This is a genomic window from Pseudomonas sp. W15Feb9B, assembly GCF_000828175.1.
Classification (GTDB): Bacteria; Pseudomonadota; Gammaproteobacteria; order Pseudomonadales; family Pseudomonadaceae; genus Aquipseudomonas; species Aquipseudomonas parakoreensis.
Map to the genome: position 1 here is coordinate 277,742 of NZ_JTKF01000005.1, position 19,615 is coordinate 297,356.

The window sequence follows — 19,615 nt, forward strand, 5'->3', positions numbered from 1 at the left end:
TCGACTAGTACGATAATGGCGTTTTGAGCCAATACGATCGGAGTATCAACCCACTAGATTTCTGACCTTCACTGAAAATGATGGCTGTGCGTTTGACGAAACGCGGAAGGTGTCAGCCCTTTCAACGCCTTGAACTGGCGGTTGAATAATGCCAGCGACGAGTAGCCCACCTCCTCCGCTATTATCGATACCGGCGAGTCGCCCTGCATCAGCAACGCACAGGCATGGCCGATGCGCAGTCGAACGATATAGTCCAAGGCGGTACAGCGTGTATGCCGGCGAAACATTCGATGGAAAGCAGACAGACTGACGCAGGCCAGCTCTGCTAACTCGGCAACATTGATTGCCCGGGCGTAGTTACCATGTAGGTAATGCAGAACTCGATGAATACGCGCGTCTTCGACAATCTGATCACCGGCCTGCCCGCCTGGCGTCGGCAGGATCCGAGTAGCATCAGCATCTCTTGCCAGCCTGTCGAGCACCGTTAGCAATGCGATCAAGCGCTGGGGCGGCGTCTGATTGACCATTGCCTCGATGGAGGAGCGTACTTCACTGAAGGCCCTACCACTGAAACTCACCGCGTGTTGAGCTGCCGCCAGCAATGGGCGAACCGCAGCCATTTCCGGAAACAATGTCACAAGCGAGTCGGCCCAAGCAGCGGAAAACCAGATAACCAAGGCAACATGCGGCTGATCCTCATCAATACGCTCCGCTGAAGACCAGCTATGAGGAATATTCGGCCCTACAAGAATCAGGTCTCCATCGTCATAGCGCGCTACGTCATTACTGATGTAGCGATGGCCGCGACTATTGAGCGTGAGTGTCAACTCATATTCGGGATGATGATGCCACTCGAATGGAATCGCATCCGGCAAACGCCTGTTCAATAGCGTCCAAGAGGTTGCAGCCTCTGTGGGTACTTTCTCGAAGCTGGGTTTCATGACATCGACTCGGCCTAGCAAGGGACTTGTATCGCCATCATCGTAACACCCACTACTTCTGCAGTGAGCTGACGAGATCTCAACGCGTAAAATCGTCGGCCGCCTGATCATGACATTGACCTGCAGAAGGATTCCATTGAAAACCAGAGCGCGCCAGCACGCTTGGTTTCAATCGCTGGTCGCTACCGTAATCCTCGCGTGGGTGGAAGAACAGTGTTTGCGTAGCTGGAAGTACTCGCACCCTGGTTTCGTAAGCAGCCAGGTAATCGTTGCGCACCTCAAGTGAAACGCTGCCAGGCATCCATGCGACAAAAGGAGGAAGAACCTCGAATCCGAGGTAGCGAAACATCCCATCGTGGATGGGCAATAGAATGTGACTCATACACCCATGAATGCCATCGGGTTGATATAGGCTTTCCGCAGTGCCGGTGGTAATGCACAGCGCTATGACGCCGGCGTGCGTCTGGGCGATCAGGTGGAGAAGGACGTGATTGCCGTGCCGATCGGCCCGTCATTGCGCATCGCGGTAGTAGGTTCTCCCGAGTATTTCAAGCACCGACTGATCCCGAAGGGACCGAGCGATCTGGCTGCGCACAACTCCATCAATCTGCGCCTGCCTACCCATGGCAGCCTGATTTGAAAAAGACGGCCACGAACTCAAGGTGCGCGTTGAGTGGCAATAGACGTTCAACAGCAGCATGCCGATCTGGCGTGCGGCGGAGGCAGGCTGGGGGCTCGCGTTTCTACCGGAAGATATGGTCATGAGCCAGTTGGCCAACAGCACACTGTTGGGGGTACTTGAGGACTGGTGCCAACCTTTTGCCGGTTACCACCTTTACTACCCGAATCGTCGTGAACATTCATCAGCGTTTGGTGTTGTAGTTGAAGCGTTACTCTACAAGCGCTGAGTCATCGACCTTCAAGGCGCATGAGCTTTATCCGCCCCATAACCCCGTAAATGAGCAAATGCTTTTGATCGGTTGCAGCCGGAAGCGACCGGCTGCAATAGGGCGATTACTGCTGACTTTGAGTGGTAGCTATTGGCTGTAGGTTCAACCGGTCGTTCAACAGCAGCAGCTATCAGCCATAGACGACCCTATGCAACAGTCTTTGTTCGAGACAAGTAGTCGTATCTCAGCATCGGACGATTCGACAAACGTATGACTGCTTCCCACTGACTCTCCCGTATTGCTTGAGCTCTTATTCTAGAGGCAGAGGACGGTCTGTGATGACGTGCTTCATCACTAACGTCGATGTGAGACGCTGTACGTTAGGTAGCCTAGACAGTTCTTCATCGTAAAGCTTCTGAAAGGCTGGGAGATCTGCTGTCACCACCATCAGCAGATAATCAGGATCGCCAAAAAGTCTTTGTGCTTGGACTATATAAGGAATTCGCGGTAGAGCATTTTCGAAATCTGCTACCGCCTTTTGGTGCCCCTCTCGAAGGGTTACGAATACCAGGGACGAGAAATTCAGACCTATCTCGGTCGCCGATAGCTGAGCACGGTACCCTTTGATAACGCCTGCGTCCTCCATCGCCCGAACACGTCGATGGCATGGAGACAAACTGAGACCTACGCGGTCTGCCAATTCTGTCAGCGACTGGCGACCATCCTGCTGTAGCTGCGCAAGAATCTTCTTATCAATTCGATCCATTCAGAAAAACCTTCTAATTAAGTCCGCCTTTGCGTATATCTTCGAAAGATAATACCACGTGGCATTCTTTATCCTTCCAAGACAGTGTTTCAGGGCGGTAAACGGCGCACTGAACTGATGAAAAAGAAGGATTTGATCGTGACAGTGTCTTTGATGATGGCCTTCTGGGCCGTATCATTTTTGTTTGTTATCACGCCTGGAGTCGACTGGGCCTACTCGATATCGGCAGGTCTGCGAGGTCGTGTTCTACCCGCCGTAGTCGGCATGCTTTCCGGTCACCTTTTGGCCACGTTGATCGTCGCTGGAGGCGTGGGCGGGGTGTTGGTCAAAATACCCCATGCGTTGCTGACATTAACGCTAATGGGGGCGGCCTATCTCCTATGGCTCGGCTTCAACATGTTGCTAAAGCCTTCGTTGCCTGCTCAAGGAGCATCCAGCGGTGACAGTAGCTGGATGGCCTGGGCGATAAAAGGACTGTGCGTCAGCGGTCTCAACCCGAAAGTTCTTTTGTTGTTCCTGGCACTGCTACCTCAGTTCACTGATGCGTCAGCGGGGTGGCCAGTAGGGGCTCAGATTATCGCGTTAGGTTTGATCCACGGTTTCAGTTGCGGCGTCATCTATCTTGCGGTTGGCTACGGCGCCGGAGCGGTGCTTGCTTCACGTCCAGCAGCGGCTACCTATGTGAGCCGGATATCGGGAGCCGCGATGATCGTCATTGCTGTGGTTCTTGCTGCCGAACGGCTGACCATTTGAATTAAGGAAGCAAAATGTCTGATCAAATCACCGCCCCCTATAACAGCCCTCGTCTCGGCAGGGTAAGAATTCCACATTTACAAGACATGAAGGCACGGGGTCAAAAATGGGCCATGTTGACTGCTTATGACATGTACGCCGCGTCGGTGTTTGAGGCAGCAGGAATTCCGGTACTGCTCGTAGGCGATTCCGCCGCCAACAACGTTTATGGGCACGACTCGACGTTGCCGGTAACAGTTGACGAGATGCTGCCTCTGGTCAGGGCGGTTTCGCGCGCTACTGAGCGGGCGTTGGTCATTGCGGATTTGCCTTTTGGCTCTTATCAGGGATCGCCTGAACAATGTTTCCATACCGCAGCCCGTTTCATGAAGGAAGGCGGCGCTCATGCCGTAAAGCTCGAAGGTGGGATCGAAATGCTTGCGCAGGTTGAGAAGTTGGTAGGCGCAGGCATTCCAGTTATGGCTCATATCGGTTTTACCCCGCAGGCAGAACACCAGCTGGGCGGATACCGCATTCAAGGCAAGGGCGAGGACGCTCAGAGTTTGATTAACTTGAGCGTTGCCTTCGAGCGTGCAGGGGCGTTTGGCCTGCTTATTGAAATGGTGCCAGGAGACGTGGCTACGAGGATCACCGAGACAGTCTCCATCCCTACCGTCGGAATCGGTGCAGGTGTTGGCTGCGATGCCCAGGTACTCGTCTGGCAGGACATGGTAGGGCTTCGTGATGGTCAATTGCCGCGATTCGTCAAACAGTATGCGGATATGAGAAAGGTGATGGGTGACGCTGCACAAGCCTTTGCTAAAGACGTCGAGTCTGGCTCATTCCCAGGGATTGACCATACGTTTTAAATCGTCGGAGATGCCAATGAACGCAATGCGCCAGAAAGCAATTGAAGGACTTAAGGAAGGCGATACTTTCGAAATCAAACGCACTTTTTCGCACGCAGATATCGTTCAGTTTGAGGTGCTATCGCGCGACCACAACCCGGTGCATTCCAACGCTATGTACGCGGAAGCAAAAGGCTTTGATGGTGTCATCGCTCATGGCTTGCTGACTGCGACGCTGATTACGGAAATTGGAGGGCAATTGGGGTGGCTGGCCACCTCTATGAATTTTCGCTTCAAGCGCCCCGTTTACATTGGTGATGAGCTGACTTGCGTGTGGAAAATCATGGGGATTGATGACGGTAATCGAGCGCGAGCCGAGGTAACCGTGAACAACATTAACGGCCAGGCTGTCTTGCTCGCAGACACAACAGGGCTGATCCCCACTGACACCGAGAGGAATCTACTCGCATCAATAAAAATTGATGAAACTTAGATTTATAGCGGTGGCCAAGACATGCCAAAAACACCTCTTATATAGGAACCACGCATGCAAGACTTAGTAACATTTATTGTTAGACCAGGAAGGGGAATTGAAGACGCCTACTTTCTCCTGCTAGCTGCTTTCGTTGGTGGCGCTGCGGGAGTATTACTGGCCTACAAGGTATCGCTATGGGTGGGATTGCCCTTTGCACTAGTCGCGACCCTGATGCTTTATTTCACGTGGCGAACCCCAAGCTTGGTGCCTCTACCCTCTGAGAGACCAACGCCTAATGAGCCGTAGCATGAGGGGATAGAGGCGATCAAACTGGAATAATCACCTAAAGCCTGCGAAAGGCTTGCTGCTTAACTCGCACTTTATAAAACGCAGATTACCGCTTTTGGCTGATAGCAGAGGACGCTTTAACCATCATGCCGGCCGAATGACATCGGTATACTTTTAGCGTTCGTCTAATACAAATCCAAAATCGTCGCTGGACACTTGAGCCGCTTCGCTGAGCCGTTGACGTAGTGCAACGGTCAGCTGTCGTTCCACCTCCTGAATCGCCACTGGTTCCGTAGAAACCTCCAAGCCCAGCAAACCAATTACGCGGATACAAATATTCGGTCGAACACAGCCGATCGGAGTTGCTGTTGTCGACCTAGAGCGGATTAGCTGGTCCTTCCTGAGCCCTGCCCTCTCCCACCCAGATCCGATGAGGAGCAACACTGAAAGCCATCGACGACCACCCTGGCACGCCTCAGAGATCGCCAATCTCGATCGCTCGTATATCCCGCGCCAGTGGGGGCAAAACTGGGGGCACAGTTGAATTTTCTCCGTCTGAAAACAGCTTCCTAGAGCCAAGTAAAAATGTTTTTCGGTGATCCAGACAGCCTTGAGCTGCCTGCACATTAAGCAGGCAGCCAAAGGCTCAAGTCCTGGGCCGGCTGATGCGATAGATCGACACGCAGAAAGACGACAACGCCAACGCCGCCAGCATCCCGCCGACAAGCCCGACGTAAGCAAAGCCGAACTGGCTGCCGACCCAGCTCCCCACCAGTGCCCCGCCGCCGATGCCGATGTTGTAGATCCCGGAAAACAGCGCCATCGCCACGTCGGTGGCGTCCGGCGCCAGCACCAGGACTTTCGACTGCAGCGCCAGCCCGAAGCCCATGATCGCCATGCCCCAGAACACACTCAGCACGCCGAGGTATGAGACGTTGCCGCTGAACGGCAACAGCAACGCCAGGCACAAGGCGAGCACCGATACGCAGATGATCAGAAAACGTTGCGGGTTATAGCTGTGCAAATAGCTGAACAGCAGCGAGCCGAAAATGCCGGCGCCGCCGAATAACAACAGCAGGAGCGTCACCACATCACCGCTCATGTTGGCCACGGTCAGTACGAACGGCTCGATGTAGCTGTAGGCGGTGAACTGTGCAGTCACCACCAGAGCTGTCAGGACATAAACGGCTACCAGCGCAGGTCGCTTCAGCAATATGGGCAGGCTCTTGAGCGAGCCCGAGTTCTGGCTGGGCAGCAACGGCAGCACCTTCGCCAGACAGAACACCAGCGCCGCCGCGAAGCCCGCAATCACGATAAAGGTTGTGCGCCACCCCATCGCCTCGCCCAGCAAGCGGCCGAGAGGAATGCCCAGCACCATCGCCAGCGAAGTACCGGTTGCGAGCAAGCCCAGCGCCTGAACCTGCTTGCCCGGTGGAGCCAGACGCACGGCCAGAGAAGCGGTGATCGACCAGAACAGCGCATGCGATAGCGCCACGCCGATCCGGCTCACCAGCAGCACCCCGAAGCTGGTCGCCAGACCCGACAGAATGTGGCTGGCGATAAACATAGCGAACAGCACGAGCAACAGTTTGCGTCGCTCGACGTTGCGCGTCAGCAGCATGATCGGCAGCGACGTCAGAGACACCACCCACGCGTAAATGGTCAGCATCAGACCGACCTGCGCCGTCGACATGTCGAAGCTGCTGCCGATCGAGCTCAACAGCCCGACAGGCACAAACTCGGTGGTGTTGAACACAAACGCGGCCAATGCCAGGGCAATGACTGCGTACCAGTTGCCGGTGTTTGTCGCCGTAGAATCACTCATTGAACGTCGTATTACTCGTCGATGATCGCGCGTGAATGTACGCAAGCGATCTGTGCCCATCTGTCGGTGTCTTGGTACCGATTGCCGAATGTTTCGACGTTTAGGGGGACGCATCATCAGAGGGTCAAGCCACACTGATCTGATCCAATGCGGTAGAAGCATACGAGGTCTTGATCAAACAAGCTGCCTTGTTCACTGGCCAAGTAAACTTTGACCAGCATGCAGTCATTCTTCAGGTCGATCAGTTTTTCCGCGATGATAATCCCGTCGCCCACGGCACTGCCCATGCCTTGGGTTTTATCGTTCGCTGCCGGGGTCGAATGGTAGCTGGCGCTCGCAGCCTTGGCCTGATATTGGCATTCAGCTATATCGTGCTGGATATCAGCAGCACTGGCGCCGGGCCTGGACCCATCGTGTAGAGCTTTATTGGCACGCCTGGGCGTTGCAATCGCCGCGCATGGAAATGCGGTTCGTGCTGCGCGACGTATCTTGAGCAGCAAGGAGCCGGTGAAGCGTTCGACCATGCCGAATCGGTAAATGGCCTCGCTGGCTGGCACCGCTCCAGACGCTTCCACAATCCCGATAGCCTTCAGTCCTTGAGTCCCCGCACAGCCACGGCAGCAATGATGGCAAAGTGATAATGACAAATCCGGTAATAAAGTTTAACTTACCGCCGCCCCGACCGCTGGAGGATCGGGCATTTGCACTCAGTTAAGGAAAACGATGGCAATGGTCTATTGTCGTGCTTGCGCCAAGGAGCTACATGAAACGGCGCTCACCTGCCCCCAATGCGGGGCGCCCCAACAGGCCTCCGTGCCGCAAACGCAAGCCGAAACACCCTGGCTGGCCATCGTTTCATTGATCCTCGGGATTATCAGCGCACTCAACCTGTTTGATGATTCCGAATGGGACAGGGATGCGATTGTCGGTGTGGGCATCCTCAGCCTTGCGGGCCTCACTTGCGGCATCGTCTGTATCAACCAAAAACACCCAGGAAGAAACCTCGCGATCGCCGGCATCGTTTTGTCTGGCCTTGCCGCGTTCGTTTTGTCCTGTCTATCGATTGAATAATTTTAGGGAAAAAATATGAGCTTGGTTTTCTGCCGTGGTTGCGCCAAGGAAATTAGTAGCCTGGCCGTGGCATGCCCACAGTGCGGTGCACCTCAGGCTGTTCAACCGTCCTATGCAAGCGGCCCCGCCATTACGACGGGCAATCCTTACGTGGAAGCGCTGAAGAATTACGCCGAATTCAAAGGCCGCGCCACCCGCCGCGAGTACTGGATGTTTGTGCTGATCAACATGGGTATCTGCATTGTCATGGGCGTTCTCGACGCCATGCTCAACACCAAGGGCTTGCTCTACAACCTGTACAGCCTGGCGATGTTGCTGCCGAGCATCGCAGTGGGCGCGCGCCGTATGCACGACACTGACCGTAGCGGCTGGTGGTTGCTGCTGCCGATCGTCAACCTGGTGTTCCTGGTGCAAGACAGCCAGCCAGGTCCGAACCGTTTCGGGCCGAACCGCAAAGGCAACAATTGAGTCACTTCGCATCACGTTGAACGAGACGGCCTTCATGGCCGTCTCTTTGTTTGTGAATTCTGTTCCTGAAGCCGCCGCTGGATTTTTACTGGCGGCGCAACACACATTTGTCATCAAACCAATTGATAGCACCCTAACGAAAGGTGCATGCTAGAGGGCTAGAATCGCTCTTATATCATTCCGAATGATAGTTACCTTTGCTTCATTCGATTCGTGCCATCACAGCCCGCCGAGCATCATCCGCCCATCTTCAATACATTGGCGGATGATTCCATGGAACAGTCACTCAAACATTTGCGCTTCCCCTTGGCCATGTTGGCCGTGCTGGTGATGAGCGCTTGCGGCAAGACTCCGGAGACTGCCGCCACTATGCCCGCTGCCAAAGTCAGCGTGGCCAAGGTGCTGGAACAACCGGTCAACGAGTGGGACGAATTCACCGGGCGCCTCGAAGCGCCGGAAACCGTTGAAATCCGTCCACGGGTCTCCGGCCAGATCGACGAGGTGGCGTTCACCGAAGGCGCGCTGGTCAAGAAAGGCGACCTGCTGTTCCAGATCGATCCGCGCCCTTTCCAGGCAGAAGTTCGCCGTCTCGAAGCTCTGGTAGCCCAGGCGCGCGCCAATGCCACCCGCAGTGAAAACGAAGCCGGTCGCGGCGAACGTCTGCGCGCCAGCAACGCGATCTCCGCTGAACTGGCCGACTCGCGCACCAGCGCTGCACAAGAGGCCCGCGCCGCCGTTGGCGCCCTGCAAGCGCAACTGGATCTGGCCAAACTGAACCTGAGTTTCACCCGCGTCACCGCGCCAATCAGCGGCCGCGTCAGTCGCGCCGAAATCACCGCCGGCAACCTGGTGACCGCCGACACCACCGCGCTGACCAGCGTAGTCTCCACCGACAAGGTTTACGCCTACTTCGACGCCGACGAGCGTGTGTTCCTCAAATACACCCAACTCGCCCGCAACGGCCAACGTGGCGCCACCACGCCGGTGTACATGGGCCTGTCCAACGAAGACGGCAACCCGCACCTCGGTCAGATGAACTTCGTCGACAACCAGGTCAATCCGAAAACCGGCACCATCCGTGGTCGCGCAGTGTTCGACAACAGCGACGGCACCTACACCCCGGGCCTGTACGCACGGCTGAAACTGGTCGGCAGCGGCACCTACAACGCCATGCTGATCAACGACGAAGCGGTCGGTACCGACCTCGGCAAGAAGTTCGTGCTGGTGATGGATGCGGACAACAAAACCGCTTATCGCGCCGTTGAACTGGGGCCGAAGATCGAAGGCCTGCGCATCGTGCGCACCGGTCTGAACAAGGATGACACGATCATCGTCAAGGGTCTGCAGCGGGTTCGTCCGGGTTCTCCGGTGACGCCTGAAGTGATCCCGATGGCCAGCGAGCAGACCATTGCCGCTCTGGCTCAACAACGTCAAGCGCTGGAAGCCAGCAACCTGCCCAAAGTCGCACCTGCCAAAGGTGCACAGGGTACGGCTGTGAAGCTGGCCGCTACGACCCCACGCGGTTAAGGGACGACAACTCCGATGAATTTTTCCCAATTCTTCATTTCACGGCCGATCTTCGCAGCGGTGCTCTCGCTGCTGATCCTGATCGCCGGTGCGATCTCGCTGTTCCAGTTGCCGATCAGCGAATACCCGGAAGTGGTGCCACCGACCGTGGTGGTACGCGCCAACTTCCCGGGTGCCAACCCCAAAGTCATCGGTGAAACCGTGGCCGCTCCGCTGGAGCAGGCCATCACCGGCGTCGAGAACATGCTGTACATGTCCTCGCAGTCCACCGCTGACGGCAAGATCACCCTGACCATCACCTTCGCGCTGGGCACCGACCTGGATAACGCGCAGGTACAGGTGCAGAACCGGGTGACCCGTACCGAGCCGAAACTTCCCGAGGAAGTGACGCGCATCGGTATCACCGTCGACAAGGCCTCGCCCGACCTGACCATGGTTGTGCACTTGACCTCGCCGGACAAACGCTACGACATGCTCTACCTGTCCAACTACGCGATCCTCAACATCAAGGATGAGCTCGCGCGTCTGGGCGGTGTCGGTGACGTGCAGCTGTTCGGCATGGGCGACTACTCGCTGCGGGTCTGGCTCGATCCGAACAAGACCGCTTCGCGCAACCTGACTGCCACCGACGTGGTGACGGCGATTCGTGAGCAGAACCGTCAGGTTGCTGCCGGTCAGCTCGGTGCGCCCCCTGCTCCGAATGCCCAGAGCTTCCAGTTGTCGGTCAACACCCAAGGCCGTCTGGTGTCCGAGGAAGAGTTCGAGAACATCATCATTCGCTCCGGCGACAACGGTGAGATCACTCGTCTCAAGGACATCGCGCGTGTCGAGCTGGGTTCCAGCCAGTACGCCCTGCGTTCGTTGCTGAACAACCAGCCAGCGGTAGCGATCCCGATCTTCCAGCGTCCAGGCTCCAACGCCATCGATATCTCGAACGAAGTTCGCGGCAAGATGGAAGAGCTGAAGAAAGGCTTCCCGCAAGGCATGGACTACAGCATCGTCTATGACCCGACGATCTTCGTGCGCGGCTCGATCGAGGCGGTGGTTCACACCCTCTTCGAAGCGCTGATCCTCGTGGTGCTGGTAGTGATCCTGTTCCTGCAGACTTGGCGCGCCTCGATCATTCCGTTGGTGGCGGTGCCGGTGTCGTTGATCGGTACGTTTGCGGTCATGCACCTGTTCGGCTTCTCGCTCAACGCCCTGTCGCTGTTCGGCCTGGTGCTGGCGATCGGTATCGTGGTGGACGACGCCATCGTGGTGGTGGAGAACGTCGAGCGCAACATTGAACTGGGGCTCAACCCGTTCGATGCGACCAAAAAGGCCATGGGTGAAGTGACCGGCCCGATCATTGCGACCGCACTGGTGCTGTGTGCAGTGTTCGTTCCGGCGGCATTCATCTCCGGCCTCACCGGTCAGTTCTACAAGCAGTTCGCGCTGACCATTGCAATCTCGACCGTGATCTCGGCGTTCAACTCGCTGACGCTGTCGCCAGCGCTGGCCGCCGTGTTGCTCAAAGGGCATGACGCGCCGAAAGACCGCTTCTCCAGGATTCTCGACAAGATCTTCGGTGGCTGGCTGTTCCGCCCGTTCAACCGTTTCTTTGACAAGGCCAGCCATGGCTATGTCGGCACGGTGCGCCGCGTGATCCGCAGCAGCGGCATCGCTCTGCTGCTGTATGCAGGCCTGATGGTGCTGACGTTCTTCGGTTTCTCCAGCACACCAACCGGTTTCGTACCCGGCCAGGACAAGCAATACCTGGTGGCCTTCGCGCAACTGCCGGACGCCGCGAGCCTGGATCGCACCGAAGACGTGATCAAGCGCATGTCCGACCTGGCGTTGAAACAACCGGGCGTGGAAAGCGCCGTAGCGTTCCCGGGCCTGTCGATCAACGGTTTCACCAACAGCCCGAACGCCGGCATCGTGTTCGTGACCCTGAAACCGTTCGACGAACGTAAAGACCCGAGCATGTCCGCCGGTGCCATCGCCGGGGCCTTGAACGGTCAGTACGCGAACATTCAGGAAGCGTACATGGCGATTTTCCCGCCACCGCCGGTACAAGGTCTGGGCACCATTGGTGGTTTCCGCCTGCAAATCGAAGACCGGGGCAACCTGGGCTACGACGAGCTGTACAAGGAAACCATGAACATCATCGCCAAGAGCCACAACGTGCCGGAACTGGCCGGACTGTTCACCAGCTACACCGTGAACGTGCCGCAAGTCGATGCCGCCATCGACCGCGAAAAGGCCAAGACTCACGGCGTGGCCGTCAGCGACATCTTCGACACCCTGCAGATCTACCTGGGTTCGCTGTATGCCAACGACTTCAACCGCTTCGGGCGCACCTATCAGGTCAACGTTCAGGCTGAACAGCAGTTCCGCCTCGAATCCGATCAGATCGGTCAGCTGAAAGTGCGTAACAACAAGGGCGAAATGATCCCGCTGGCGACCTTCATCAAGGTCAGCGACACCTCGGGCCCGGATCGCGTGATGCACTACAACGGCTTTATCACCGCGGAAATCAACGGTGCGGCAGCCCCTGGCTACAGCTCCGGCCAGGCCGAAAAAGCCATCGAGAAACTGCTCAAGGATGAATTGCCGAACGGCATGACCTACGAGTGGACCGACCTGACCTACCAGCAGATTCTGTCCGGCAACACCGCACTGTTCGTGTTCCCGCTCTGCGTATTGCTGGCGTTCCTGGTACTCGCGGCTCAATACGAAAGCTGGAGCCTGCCACTGGCGGTGATCCTGATCGTACCGATGACCCTGCTGTCGGCCATCACCGGGGTGATTGTCTCCGGCGGCGACAACAACATCTTTACCCAGATCGGTTTGATCGTACTGGTGGGCCTGGCTTGTAAAAACGCGATTCTGATCGTCGAATTCGCCAAGGACAAACAGCTGGAAGGCCTCGACCCGCTGGCTGCGGTACTGGAAGCCTGCCGTCTGCGTCTGCGGCCGATCCTGATGACTTCGTTCGCGTTCATCATGGGTGTAGTGCCACTGGTGTTCTCCAGCGGTGCCGGTGCCGAGATGCGTCACGCCATGGGTGTGGCCGTGTTCTCCGGGATGCTCGGGGTGACCTTCTTCGGTCTGTTGCTGACACCCGTGTTCTACGTGTTGATCCGTAACTTTGTCGAACGCGGGGAAGCCCGCAAAGCGGCCAGAGCGCACGCTCTTCAAAAGCCACTGGAGGCGCAATAATGAGTCTGAAAGTCTTCCTGCCGAGTCTTCTGGTGCTGGCGCTGAGCGCCTGCGCCGTCGGCCCCGACTACAAGACCCCAGCCACGGAGGCGGCCAATATCACGGCCGCCACCGATGGCGCCGCCGGGCAAAAGAACTTTGACCGTTCGAAATTCGAAGGCATCTGGTGGCAGCAATTCGACGATCCGACCCTCAACCAGTTGGTGACTCAATCGCTGCAAGGCAACCGTCAACTGCGCGTGGCGTTCGCCCGCTGGAAAGCCGCCCGGGCGATCCGCGACGACGTCAGCAACGATGCGATGCCGACCATCACCAGCCGCGCCAGCAGTGATCTGGCCAAGGGACAAATTCCCGGCCAGACCACCAAACGGGTCAACAGCGAGCGCTACGATCTGGGCCTGGACATGGCTTGGGAGCTTGATCTGTTCGGCCGGATCCAGCGCAATCTGGAAGCCAGCGACGCCGACCAGCAGGCGGCCGAAGCCGATCTGTATCAACTGCAAGTCACGATGATTGCCGAACTGGTCGACGCCTACGGTCAACTGCGCGGTGCGCAACTGCGCGAGAAAATCGCCGTGGCCAACCTGGAAAACCAGCAGGAGTCGCGCAAGATCACCATCAGCCTGCGTGACGCCGGCGTCGGTGATCAGCTCGACGTCGAACGTGCCGATGCGCGTCTGGCCTCGGTCGAAGCCAGCGTGCCGCAACTGCAGGCGGAACAGGTACGGCAGAAAAACCGCATCGCCACCCTTTTGGGTGAGCGTCCGGACAAAATGACCGTGGACTTGAGCCCGAAAGACTTGCCGGCAATTGCCAAGGCTTTGCCAATCGGTGATCCGGGTGAGCTGCTGCAACGCCGCCCGGACATCCTCAGCGCCGAACGCAAACTGGCCTCGGCCACCGCGCGGATCGGCGTAGCGAAAGCCGACCTGTTTCCACGGGTCAGCCTCAGCGGGTTCTTGGGCTGGACGGCCGGGCGTGGTTCGCAGATCGGCTCCTCGGCGGCCAACGCCTGGGCACTCGGCCCGAGCATTACCTGGGCGGCGTTCGATCTGGGTAGCGTGCGCGCCCGCTTGCGGGGTGCCGATGCCGATGCCGAAGGCGCACTGGCGACCTACGAGCAACAAGTGTTGCTGGCGCTGGAGGAATCGGAAAACGCCTTCAGCGATTACGGCAAGCGTCAGCAACGGCTGATCTCGCTGATTCGTCAGAGTGAATCGAGCCGCAAGGCTGCCGACCTGGCTGAAATCCGCTACCGCGAAGGCACCACCGACTTCCTCGTGCTGCTCGACGCCCAGCGTGAACGGCTGAACGCCGAAGACAGTCAGGCCCAGGCCGAGGTTGATCTGTATCGCGGCATCGTCGCGATTTACAAAGCCTTGGGTGGTGGCTGGCAGCCAGAAACCGTCGCCAGCAAGTAAAAGTTTTCAAAGCGCTCCTTTGGTTGGCCGCAACCAACCAATTTTTTGCCCCGCGTATCATTCGGTCGCGGGGCTTTTTTGTGCCCGCCCCTATAGGAGCTGACGCAGGCTGCGATCTTTTGATCTTGAACATCAAAGTCAAAAGATCGCAGCCTGCGGCAGCTCCTACAGGCCAATTCGCAGCATGGGTTTGACTCATGGCCTTCTCTGACCGAAGCTTGCCCCTCTGCTAAAGAACACCCGTTCACGGAAATCGCATGCCTCAGTCCCGCCGCTACCTGCTCATCAGCCTTGGCCTCGTGCTGATCATCGTCGTTGCCTGGTTATCTCTGCGCTCCACCGCCCCGGTAGTGCCCGAGGCGATCAAGCGCGGCTACAGCGAAGCCCTGACGGCGGCCCGCTCCGGGCAGCCCGGGGCGGCACGGCAGTTGTACCAGCAATTGGGGCGCCCGGACTTGTCGGCCAAGCGCAGCGTCTGGCTGCTGGCCGAACTGCCCAACTATCCAAGCCCACAAGCGCTGAAGCTGGCCGACGCCCATCTGCAGAACGAAGCCCCCGAAGTCCGGCTGGCAGCGATTCAAAGTGTGGTCGGGCTGGTGCCTGGCGGGCAACGCAGCCTGCTGCTCGGGCCGATGCTCGACGATGACGACCAAAACGTACGGTTCGCCGCGATCAACGCCCTCCTCGGTCTGACGCCGGATGAACTGGGGCTGTATTTCGCCCCGCTGCAGCAGGCGATCGATGGCTGGGAACAAGCGCTCAAGGGACAGCCGGAAAGCGCCGCCACCTATGCGCAACTGGCACGCCTGTATCTGCACAACGCCGAACTCAAACAGGCCCAACAAGCGCTGGACAACACCCTGCGGCTGGAACCGGGCAACCTGCCGGCGCTGGTGATGCAAATCGATGTGCTCGACCGCCAGGGCCAGAGCGACGCCGCGCGCCAGTTGCTCGCCAAACAACTGCAGACCCAGCCGGATTCCGCCTATCTGCAACACGCCTTGGGCCTGTGGCTGTTGCACCACGGCCAGCGCGAATTCGCCCTGCTCGGCTTGTCCAAAGCCGTCGAACTGGAACCGGACAACAAGGATTACCGCTACGACCTCGCCACCACCCTGCATGCCGCCGAAGAACTGGAAGCGGCGCAAAAACAACTGCAGGAAGTCGTGCAGCGTCACCCAGCCGACCGCAAGGCGCGAGTGCTGCTGATCAATTACTGGAAGGAAAGCGGCCAGTTGCAGAACGTGCAGATTCTGCTCGCGCAACTGGAGCAGATGAACCCTGATGACCCGGCGTTACAGCAGGGACTCTGAGCCTTTACCCGCTGATTCAATGACATTTTGATATCGAAACATCGGAACCGTCATGACTGGCAGCGGTCAAGTAATCAGGTAGAGCACAACGGCTGGTAAAGCCTGCTGCCTCGATTCCCCTAGTCATGAGAGGGCATTCTTTGTCTACGTCCAACGAGTTGATCAGTGCAAAAGCCGCCACCGGCATCATTGGCCTGGATGACATCCTCGCCGGTGGTCTGTCCCGAGGGCATGTGTTTTTGCTCGAGGGTGAACCCGGTACAGGCAAAACCACCGTCGCGTTGCATTTCCTGTTGGCGGGCGCCCGTGCCGGCGAACGCTGTCTGTACATCACACTGTCGGAAACCGAGCGTGAACTGCGCCAGGGCGCAGCCTCTCACGGCTGGGAACTGAACGAGAACATAGAGATTTTCGAGCTGACACCGCCGGAAAGTCTGCTCAACGCCGAACATCAGCAAAGCCTGCTGTATTCCTCAGACCTTGAGCTCGGTGAAGCCACCAAGCAGATTTTCGAAGTGGTCGAGCGCTTCAAACCGACCCGCGTGGTGCTCGACAGCCTGTCGGAGATCCGCCTGCTGGCGCAAAGCTCGCTGCGTTACCGTCGGCAGATTCTGGCGATCAAACATTACTTCGTGCGTTACGACGCCACGGTCCTGCTGCTTGACGACCTGACCACCGAGTCCCTCGACAAGACCGTGCACAGCGTCGCCCACGGCGTCATCCGCCTCGAAGAGCTGACCCCCAATTACGGTGCCGAGCGCCGCCGCGTACGCATCATCAAGTACCGCGGGCAGAAGTACCGTGGCGGTTACCATGACTTCACCATCATGGGCGATGGGGTCCATGTATTTCCGCGCCTGGTCGCTGCCGAACACCGTGGCGACTATCCTCGCCTGCAATTGACCAGCGGCATCAAGGAAATGGACGCCCTGCTCGGTGGTGGCATCGAGACCGGTTCCAGCACATTGATCCTGGGCCCGGCCGGTACCGGCAAATCGCTGATTTCAATGATCTTCGCCGCCGCTGCCGTAGCACGCGGCGAAAAAGCGGCGCTGTTCATCTTTGATGAAGAGCTGGGTTTGCTCTTCGAGCGGATGAAAAATATCGGCATCGACCTCAAGGCCCTGCAAGCGACCGGCAACCTGCTGATCGATCAGGTGGACGCCGCCGAACTGTCCCCCGGCGAGTTCTCGCACCGGGTGCGTCGCTGCGTCGATGAGGGCAACATCAAGACCGTCGTGATCGACAGTATCAACGGCTATCAGGCCGCGATGCCCGAAGAAAACGCGCTGGTGCTGCACATGCACGAGTTGCTGCTGTATCTGAACCGCAAAGGTGCGGCGACATTCATGACGGTTGCCCAGCACGGTCTGGTCGGCGACATGCAGGCGCCGGTCGATATCACTTACCTGGCCGACACGGTGATCCTGCTGCGCTACTTCGAAGCCATCGGCAAAGTCCGCCGAGCCATTTCCATCATCAAGAAACGCACCGGCAACCACGAGTCGACCATCCGTGAATACCGCATTTCAAGCCAGGGCATGACCATTGGCGAACCGCTGGAAGCATTCCAGGGTGTGTTGCGGGGCGTACCGACTTACCTTGGCGCCAGCAATCCGCTGTTGCGGGAAGAAGCCTTGTGACAGCCTCCGTTTCACTGCCGGAACGGGCGCTGATTCTCGCGCCCATGGGCCGCGACAGCCAAGTGGCGCTGATGATCCTCAATGAGGCGGGTTACGGTGGGGTCATCACCCCGGATCTGGGCGCATTGTGCACAGAACTGGAACCTGGCGCCGGGCTCTTGTTGATTGCTACCGAAGCGTTGCGCGGCCCGGAACTGGAAACGCTTCTGCATTTTCTGGAGCAGCAACCGGCCTGGTCGGATCTGCCGATCGTCTTGCTGACGCACCACGGCGGCCCCGAACAAGGCCCCTCCTCACGCCTGAGTGAATTATTGGGCAACGTGACCTTTCTCGAGCGTCCGTTTCATCCGGCGACCCTGGTCAGTCTGGTGTCCACCGCCCTGCGCGGGCGACGACGACAGTACGAAGCCCGTGATCGCCTGATCGATCTGAGTGAAAGTGAACGGCGCCTGCAATCAACCCTTGAAACCCTCGAGCAGCAAGTCGAGGAACGCACCGCGCAGCTTCGCCACAACGAGGAAGCCTTGCGTCAGTCGCAGAAAATGGAAGCGGTCGGTCAGCTTACCGGCGGTATTGCTCACGACTTCAACAACATGCTCACCGGGATCATCGGCAGCCTTGAATTACTGCGCCGACGACTGGCTCGCGGGCGCCTTGATGACCTCGACAGCCTGATCGATCTGGGTGTCACCTCAGCCAACCGCGCCGCCGGCCTGACCCACCGTTTGCTGGCATTTTCCCGCCGGCAATCGCTGGACTCCAAAGCCGTGCAGATGAATACCCTGGTGCTGTCGATGGGCGAGTTGCTGCAACGCAGCCTCAACGAAAGCATTCAGCTCGACATGCGCCTGAACGACGATTTGTGGGTCGCTGAAGCCGACCCCAATCAACTGGAAAGCGCCCTGCTCAACCTGGTGCTCAACGCCCGGGATGCGATGCCCGAGGGTGGCAAACTGGTGGTCGAAACCAGCAATCAGATCCTTAAACAGGAATTCACCGAGGCCTACACCAACCTCGAACCTGGCGAGTACGTCATGCTCAGCGTCACCGACAACGGCAGCGGCATGCCACAGAGCGTGATCAACCGCGCGTTCGATCCATTCTTCACCACCAAGCCCATCGGCCAGGGCACCGGTTTAGGCTTGTCGATGATCTATGGCTTCAGCAAACAGTCCCGTGGTCACGTCTCAATCGACAGCGAAATCGATCAGGGCACCACGGTCAAACTGTACCTGCCGCGCTTCCGCGGCGAGGAACTGGAGCATCCGGTGTCCGCTATTCAACAGGCTCCGGAGGCGCTGGACGGCGAGACGGTGTTGATCGTCGAAGACGACCCTGCCGTGCGCGTGCTGGTCAGCGCAGTGCTCAGTGAGTTGGGTTATGCGTTTGTCGAAGCCGGCGATGCCGACGGCGCGGTACCGATCCTCAACTCGACGCAGCGCATTGATCTGTTGATCAGTGACGTCGGCCTGCCGGGCATGAACGGCCGGCAACTGGCGGAAATCGGTCGGCAGTACCGGCCGGGGCTGAAGGTGCTGTTCATTACCGGTTATGCCGAGCACGCCGCTGTGCGCGGCGGGTTCCTCGACCCGGGCATGCAGATGATCACCAAGCCGTTCACCTTTGATCTGCTGACCGCCAAGGTCCGCGAGATGATCAAGAACTGATCCCAAAAACACCTGTAGGAGCTGCCGCAGGCTGCGATCTTTTGATCTTGTTTTTTAAAATCAATAGATCGCAGCCTGCGGCAGCTCCTACAGGGGCATTTCAGTATTTTTTGATCAGGCCAGCAGTTCCTGAATCTTTTCCTGCAACACGTCCAGATCGAACGGTTTTTCCAGGATCGGCGCCTTGCTGGTGATCGGGCTGCCGGTCTCGCGGATTTCCTGCGGGTAGCCGCTGATGAAGATTACTTTCAGGTCCGGACGCAGCTTGACTGCCGGCTCGGCGATTTGCACGCCGGAGATCCCGCCCGGCAGGCGGAAGTCAGTGATCAGCATGTCCAGATGCGGTTTGCTCGCGAGAATCTCGAACGCCTGCTCGCCGTTTTCGGCCTGCAACACGCGGTAACCCTGCCCCGACAGATAGTCTGTCAGCACCATCAAGATAACCGGTTCGTCCTCGACGACGAGTACTACATCTTGTGCATCTACGCTCATGGGAAGCCTTTGTTCGGTCAATAGCTGCTGATACGACCGTGCGG

The 19,615-nt window shown here is 58.0% G+C and carries 17 protein-coding genes and 1 pseudogene; 12 read left to right on the forward strand and 6 right to left on the reverse strand.

Annotated elements, in window-relative coordinates:
* Positions 1 to 68 precede the first annotated feature (68 nt).
* Together OC71_RS03515 and OC71_RS27465 are read right to left on the reverse strand one after the other, a co-directional pair.
* A complete protein-coding gene (locus tag OC71_RS03515) occupies positions 69 to 941 on the reverse strand; it encodes an AraC family transcriptional regulator (protein WP_041064248.1) in 873 nt (290 codons plus the stop codon).
* Positions 942 to 1,020: 79 nt separating this feature from the next.
* Positions 1,021 to 1,323, reverse strand: coding sequence for a hypothetical protein (locus tag OC71_RS27465; RefSeq protein WP_368040840.1), 303 nt, complete (start codon positions 1,321 to 1,323; stop codon positions 1,021 to 1,023).
* 54 nt (positions 1,324 to 1,377) lie between these two features.
* Here OC71_RS27465 and OC71_RS03520 point away from each other — a divergent pair.
* Positions 1,378 to 1,849: pseudogene (locus OC71_RS03520) on the forward strand (LysR substrate-binding domain-containing protein); the annotation flags it as partial.
* Positions 1,850 to 2,141: 292 nt separating this feature from the next.
* Here OC71_RS03520 and OC71_RS03525 read toward each other — a convergent pair.
* Positions 2,142 to 2,597, reverse strand: coding sequence for an Lrp/AsnC family transcriptional regulator (locus tag OC71_RS03525; RefSeq protein ID WP_041064251.1), 456 nt, complete (start codon positions 2,595 to 2,597; stop codon positions 2,142 to 2,144).
* 117 nt (positions 2,598 to 2,714) lie between these two features.
* Here OC71_RS03525 and OC71_RS03530 point away from each other — a divergent pair, with 117 nt between their 5' ends.
* Genes OC71_RS03530 through OC71_RS03540 form a run of 3 tightly spaced genes read left to right on the forward strand, consistent with a single transcriptional unit; the run spans position 2,715 to position 4,670 of the window.
* Positions 2,715 to 3,350 carry a LysE family translocator gene (locus tag OC71_RS03530; RefSeq protein WP_217436761.1) on the forward strand — a complete coding sequence of 212 codons (636 nt, stop codon included), beginning with the start codon at positions 2,715 to 2,717 and terminating at the stop codon, positions 3,348 to 3,350.
* A gap of 14 nt (positions 3,351 to 3,364) precedes the next feature.
* Positions 3,365 to 4,198, forward strand: a complete 834-nt coding sequence (gene panB / locus OC71_RS03535; RefSeq protein WP_041064254.1) for a 3-methyl-2-oxobutanoate hydroxymethyltransferase — start codon at positions 3,365 to 3,367, stop codon at positions 4,196 to 4,198.
* Positions 4,199 to 4,214: 16 nt separating this feature from the next.
* Positions 4,215 to 4,670: a MaoC family dehydratase gene (locus OC71_RS03540; RefSeq protein WP_041064257.1), complete on the forward strand. Its 456-nt coding sequence runs from the start codon at positions 4,215 to 4,217 to the stop codon at positions 4,668 to 4,670.
* A 916-nt stretch (positions 4,671 to 5,586) separates the two neighbouring features.
* Here OC71_RS03540 and OC71_RS03545 read toward each other — a convergent pair.
* The gene (locus OC71_RS03545) at positions 5,587 to 6,765 is read right to left on the reverse strand and encodes a sugar transporter (protein WP_041064260.1); all 1,179 of its coding nucleotides are present in this window, start codon (positions 6,763 to 6,765) and stop codon (positions 5,587 to 5,589) included.
* Positions 6,766 to 6,881: 116 nt separating this feature from the next.
* Positions 6,882 to 7,289 (reverse strand): hypothetical protein, encoded by a 408-nt coding sequence (locus OC71_RS28265; protein ID WP_161794892.1) that lies wholly within the window; start codon positions 7,287 to 7,289, stop codon positions 6,882 to 6,884.
* Between the two features lie 199 nt (positions 7,290 to 7,488).
* Between OC71_RS28265 and OC71_RS03550 the strand changes: the two genes are divergently transcribed.
* The 8 genes from OC71_RS03550 (at position 7,489) to OC71_RS03585 (ending at position 19,079) form a co-directional block, all read left to right on the forward strand.
* Positions 7,489 to 7,836 carry a DUF4190 domain-containing protein gene (locus OC71_RS03550; RefSeq protein ID WP_041064263.1) on the forward strand — a complete coding sequence of 116 codons (348 nt, stop codon included), beginning with the start codon at positions 7,489 to 7,491 and terminating at the stop codon, positions 7,834 to 7,836.
* A gap of 15 nt (positions 7,837 to 7,851) precedes the next feature.
* Positions 7,852 to 8,304, forward strand: coding sequence for a DUF805 domain-containing protein (locus tag OC71_RS03555; protein WP_041064266.1), 453 nt, complete (start codon positions 7,852 to 7,854; stop codon positions 8,302 to 8,304).
* Positions 8,305 to 8,577: 273 nt separating this feature from the next.
* Positions 8,578 to 9,831 carry a multidrug efflux RND transporter periplasmic adaptor subunit MexE gene (gene mexE, locus OC71_RS03560; protein WP_041064269.1) on the forward strand — a complete coding sequence of 418 codons (1,254 nt, stop codon included), beginning with the start codon at positions 8,578 to 8,580 and terminating at the stop codon, positions 9,829 to 9,831.
* 15 nt (positions 9,832 to 9,846) lie between these two features.
* A complete protein-coding gene (locus OC71_RS03565) occupies positions 9,847 to 13,035 on the forward strand; it encodes an efflux RND transporter permease subunit (protein WP_041064272.1) in 3,189 nt (1,062 codons plus the stop codon).
* Positions 13,035 to 14,456: an efflux transporter outer membrane subunit gene (locus OC71_RS03570; protein WP_041064275.1), complete on the forward strand. Its 1,422-nt coding sequence runs from the start codon at positions 13,035 to 13,037 to the stop codon at positions 14,454 to 14,456. Before OC71_RS03565 ends, OC71_RS03570 begins: the two co-directional genes overlap by 1 nt.
* Before the next feature lie 257 nt (positions 14,457 to 14,713).
* Positions 14,714 to 15,769, forward strand: a complete 1,056-nt coding sequence (locus tag OC71_RS03575) for a tetratricopeptide repeat protein (RefSeq protein ID WP_041064278.1) — start codon at positions 14,714 to 14,716, stop codon at positions 15,767 to 15,769.
* A 140-nt stretch (positions 15,770 to 15,909) separates the two neighbouring features.
* A complete protein-coding gene (locus tag OC71_RS03580; protein ID WP_041064281.1) occupies positions 15,910 to 17,412 on the forward strand; it encodes an ATPase domain-containing protein in 1,503 nt (500 codons plus the stop codon).
* Positions 17,409 to 19,079: an ATP-binding protein gene (locus tag OC71_RS03585; RefSeq protein ID WP_041064284.1), complete on the forward strand. Its 1,671-nt coding sequence runs from the start codon at positions 17,409 to 17,411 to the stop codon at positions 19,077 to 19,079. The genes OC71_RS03580 and OC71_RS03585 overlap by 4 nt, the downstream gene beginning before the upstream one ends.
* Before the next feature lie 114 nt (positions 19,080 to 19,193).
* Here the strand turns inward: OC71_RS03585 and OC71_RS03590 are convergent, their stop codons facing one another.
* Positions 19,194 to 19,571, reverse strand: a complete 378-nt coding sequence (locus OC71_RS03590) for a response regulator (RefSeq protein ID WP_016774860.1) — start codon at positions 19,569 to 19,571, stop codon at positions 19,194 to 19,196.
* Positions 19,572 to 19,615 lie beyond the last annotated feature (44 nt).